Source organism: Vibrio sp. V39_P1S14PM300 (genome assembly GCF_009904765.1).
In the GTDB taxonomy this organism is placed as follows: domain Bacteria; phylum Pseudomonadota; class Gammaproteobacteria; order Enterobacterales; family Vibrionaceae; genus Vibrio; species Vibrio proteolyticus.
The window spans coordinates 1-3679 of sequence record NZ_WXWP01000024.1 but is presented as its reverse complement, the minus strand read 5'-3'; the positions used below and the strand labels follow the sequence as shown (position 1 = coordinate 3679).

General features: G+C 46.6%; 7 protein-coding genes. All 7 read left to right on the top strand.

Going from position 1 to position 3679, the window contains the following annotated elements; all coding sequences use genetic code 11:
- Positions 1-338 precede the first annotated feature (338 nt).
- Positions 339-812, top strand: coding sequence for a RadC family protein (radC, locus tag CAG65_RS01310; protein ID WP_161451642.1), 474 nt, complete (start codon positions 339-341; stop codon positions 810-812).
- Positions 809-1246: a DUF2787 domain-containing protein gene (locus CAG65_RS01305; protein WP_161451639.1), complete on the top strand. Its 438-nt coding sequence runs from the start codon at positions 809-811 to the stop codon at positions 1244-1246. The genes radC and CAG65_RS01305 overlap by 4 nt, the downstream gene beginning before the upstream one ends.
- A gap of 49 nt (positions 1247-1295) precedes the next feature.
- A complete protein-coding gene (locus CAG65_RS01300; RefSeq protein ID WP_161451637.1) occupies positions 1296-1739 on the top strand; it encodes a DUF2787 domain-containing protein in 444 nt (147 codons plus the stop codon).
- A gap of 3 nt (positions 1740-1742) precedes the next feature.
- Positions 1743-1919, top strand: a complete 177-nt coding sequence (locus CAG65_RS22005; protein WP_114729912.1) for a hypothetical protein — start codon at positions 1743-1745, stop codon at positions 1917-1919.
- Between the two features lie 138 nt (positions 1920-2057).
- A complete protein-coding gene (locus tag CAG65_RS01295) occupies positions 2058-2792 on the top strand; it encodes a WYL domain-containing protein (RefSeq protein WP_161451635.1) in 735 nt (244 codons plus the stop codon).
- A 30-nt stretch (positions 2793-2822) separates the two neighbouring features.
- Positions 2823-3191 carry a hypothetical protein gene (locus tag CAG65_RS01290; RefSeq protein WP_161451633.1) on the top strand — a complete coding sequence of 123 codons (369 nt, stop codon included), beginning with the start codon at positions 2823-2825 and terminating at the stop codon, positions 3189-3191.
- 45 nt (positions 3192-3236) lie between these two features.
- Complete coding sequence (locus CAG65_RS01285; RefSeq protein ID WP_161447606.1) at positions 3237-3464, top strand: hypothetical protein; 228 nt, start codon at positions 3237-3239, stop codon at positions 3462-3464.
- The last annotated feature ends 215 nt before the right edge of the window (positions 3465-3679 follow it).

Sequence of the window (3679 nt, the reverse complement as noted above, 5' to 3'; positions counted from 1 at the left end):
AATGGAGAGAGAATAAACAGTCCTTGTGATTTTTGACATATAGCCACCTTGTATAATCCATTACAAGTTAAATCTAGGAGCAAAGTTGGAAAAAGTCTTTTAAAAAATCGATTTAAATCGAAGACATAGGATTGGCTTTTTACTATACGACCATAGTTCCTAAATCAAGTGTTCCAAAATTCAATCAATTCTCTTCTTGTTTTGGTGAAAGCCGCTATGATGAGATCCAATAGGGGGCTTGAAGGCCGACATACTCCTTACACATCTCTCAATACAAAAATCTTCAGGCATATGTCATCAATGTGAAATCCCATCATTGATTCCGATAGGAGCCTGAAATGAATCCCAAAACGTCCGATTACCAAAAGCAGCAACGCTATCAGGAAAATGAAATCCTAGAGCATGCGGCTGAGATACTGGCTACGCGCTACGTGCGCGGTGATGCCTTAACCAAACCAGAAGCCACCAAAGAGTACGTGCGCTGTAAGCTAGGCAGTTATGAGCGTGAAGTGTTTGCCTTATTGTTACTGGATAACCAAAACCGACTGATTGAGTTTAAAGAGCTGTTTCAAGGAACAGTGGATGCGGCCAGCGTCTACCCGCGAGAAGTGGTGAAAGCGGTGTTAGAAGTGAATGCCGCAGCGGTGATATTCGCCCATAACCATCCATCTGGAGACTCAACACCGTCTCAAGCCGATAGACACATCACCGAAAGACTCAAGGACGCTTTAGCGCTGGTGGATGTCCGCGTTCTCGACCATATCGTGGCAGGTGATACCTGCACCTCATTTGCTGAAAGGGGGTGGTTATGATTGGTCAACATTATGGTGAGCTTTCTATTGATGACGCTTTACATACATCATTGGAAGCACTTCTGAATCGATACAACATCTCGGACAATGCGGAACGACTCGTGTTGAACTGCCGCCAAATGAGTTACTACCGACATCGACAAGGTTTGCACCCGATAGAGGTACAGTTTAAGCGAGAGTCAACCTCAAGCCCTTGGTTGGTGGTGTTCTTTGCCAGCTTCTCTTATCCCGATGACAACAGCACAACCGTTGAGCCTGAGCTGTACTTTCACCTTGCTAATCGCTGGTGCTATCAGCCCGATGTAGGGAGCACGGATTTATCCCACTTTGAAGTGCAAGAGTTACTCTCGGTCTGGATGAAAGCTTTTGCTCGCCACCTATCTCGAAACGTCTTTGATGACGTGCAACTGACGATGGTCGGCGCGTTCCAATAATTCTCACTCTGTATTTCTTATTTGAATCCTGAAACAAGGAGGACTCACTATGTCCAAATTAATCTTTACGGCATCCACACTACCTGTATCGAAGAAACTGCATAAGCTGCTAAGTAAGCAACTCACCGCTCAGATGCTGAGTAATGAAGCACTGACCACCAGCCGTTATCTGGTGTTTAACTTTCGCGATAAAAGTTACAGCGCGGAAGAAGGCGGCTTCCATCCGGTTGAGATGGCGATTTGCCAAACCTCAGCAGGTACGTGGAGCATTGAGTACATCACCGATTTTGCTTATATGGGGAACTACTATCCAGAGCTAGAGCGCAACTTGGACTTTGATTTTCGGGTTGGGCAGTTCTTTGTGGCTTATCGTGGCTGGCTACCAATGCAAGGTAGCCGTGATGCCAAAGAGCTGTATCGGCTATGGGAGAATAACTTTCTGGCCTATGTCGATACAGACGCTTACAACGAGATAGCCGTCACCCCGCAATAACTCATGACTTCCCTCCTTCTACAAACCATCAAACTTGTCACTGCCCTCATCACGTTGTTTTCACTGTCTCCGTTCTTCGGTGCCATCGGAGCCCTATCTACTTTAGGGTTTCTGGTGGTGCTGTTGATTGGGTTATTGGCAGCGATTGCCGAGCTCAGTGATAAGCATAAGTCTCGTTAATGTTAATCGGCTCACGCTTTGGTGATGCCGATTGATGCTGTTTTCACCGTTGGACATTATGTGTCTGACCCACCTCTATTCTCCCGACATTAAATGTCCGACTCCGGTGTGGAGCTTTGATGTATTGAGAGCGTAGTCATGAGCAATAAAACCAGCATTGAAGGGTTATCCGCTTTGCTGCACACGCTGATGCTTATTCCTCAACATCGATGGATTACCGTTAGGGAGTTGCAGCAGCAGTTAGCCCTACTCGATATCCACCGCACCACGCGCAGCATTAAACGCTACCTCGATGACATCATTGTGGACGTGTTTAATGTGGAGTGTGATTCGATGAGCATGCCACATGTTTATCGGAAAACCTCAGAGCAATTACTGAAGCTCAACAAGCAGGAAATGCTCTATTGGCAACTGACCAACAAGTACTTACTGCCGCTGGTTCCTGATGCACTGAATTATGGGCAAGGTCGCTCCTCGGAGAGAGACAACCCCTTGTCCCATATAGCTTCAGCACATACAAAAGAGCAAGCATGGTTAGCAAAAGTACATGTGGCATTGCCCACTATTCGTGAGTGGAGTGACGAGCAACGGCACGTGTTGAATGTGGTACACACGGCATTACTGCACAACCGTATGCTCAAGATATCTAGCCAAGTATTGCAGCAAGAGAAGGCGCTCATTGAGCCACTGGGGCTCTCGGTTCAGTGTGACGCGCTCTTGCTGCTCTTTCGATTATCCGGTCAACACACGATACGCACCCTAGCCTTGCCTTTGATTGATGAGGCCAGTGTATCGACGTTTTCTTTTACCTATCCGACTGATTTCAATCTTGAGCGGTTCATGCGTGAACACGATGGAATCAGTGCATCCTGAATTTCACTCACCGATAAGGAGAGCACCTTTATGACATTAATTAACACCCTACTCCGATACGCCGCTATGACCATCCTGTTTATCGGACTCACCGCTTGTGGCGACCAAGATGAAACTCAAGCAACAAAGGCAGATATTGAAGTGTCGATATCAGCTAACCCTCACTGGGGAACATTGGTCTTTGACCTTCAAGCCATCGCCGACACCACCGTAATCAGCAATGTGGTGATTAACCGTGGCAACTGCCGATTACCCGCAGGAACAGCCTCAGAGCTATCAAGAAACGTTTCGTTAAAGTTCGGCCAAACCTACACCGGATACAGCAACAACTGCACTGTGGACAGCGTTAAAGAAATCGAAGTCACCTCCAGCGCGGGCACCTTTGTCTACACCTTCTAACTTAATTCCCAAATAACACACTCAACCAACTCGTAAGGATCAACTATGAACAAGTCATCTCTACTTATCACTACAGCGTTAGTTTTCTCAACCTCTTCCGCCTTTGCTGGCGGAACGCTGGGCGGTAACCCATCCGCAGATTCGGGAGCCGTCAACGTCAGTGTGGGTAAATGTACTCAATACAAAATGGAGGTGAATGCGGCGCAACAGGAAGGTAAGGACGTAGCGAGCATCGCCGTTCCAGAAGGCTGTGAAGCCATCAAAGAAAAGTAATACCACCGGCAACGATAAGAAACGACAATGGGGAGCAATCACGCTCCCCATTCTTTTTTTTTGCTTCTATACACAAGCGGCACAATCAATAAGCCACATACAATAAGCCATCCTTCTAAACTCGTTTTTGGACAAAACTGTTTTAGAGAAATGGCTAATTTAGCAAAATAAAAATTACCTAAAGTATGGCAACCTCGCCTAAATGAGAGTCTAGT

What these genes read in the sequence shown, in the direction of transcription:
- radC (WP_161451642.1), top strand. Translation starts at nt 339, where the DNA reads ATGAATCCCAAAACGTCCGATTACCAAAAGCAGCAACGCTATCAGGAA.
- CAG65_RS01305 (WP_161451639.1), top strand. Translation starts at nt 809, where the DNA reads ATGATTGGTCAACATTATGGTGAGCTTTCTATTGATGACGCTTTACAT.
- CAG65_RS01300 (WP_161451637.1), top strand. Translation starts at nt 1,296, where the DNA reads ATGTCCAAATTAATCTTTACGGCATCCACACTACCTGTATCGAAGAAA.
- CAG65_RS22005 (WP_114729912.1), top strand. Translation starts at nt 1,743, where the DNA reads ATGACTTCCCTCCTTCTACAAACCATCAAACTTGTCACTGCCCTCATC.
- CAG65_RS01295 (WP_161451635.1), top strand. Translation starts at nt 2,058, where the DNA reads ATGAGCAATAAAACCAGCATTGAAGGGTTATCCGCTTTGCTGCACACG.
- CAG65_RS01290 (WP_161451633.1), top strand. Translation starts at nt 2,823, where the DNA reads ATGACATTAATTAACACCCTACTCCGATACGCCGCTATGACCATCCTG.
- CAG65_RS01285 (WP_161447606.1), top strand. Translation starts at nt 3,237, where the DNA reads ATGAACAAGTCATCTCTACTTATCACTACAGCGTTAGTTTTCTCAACC.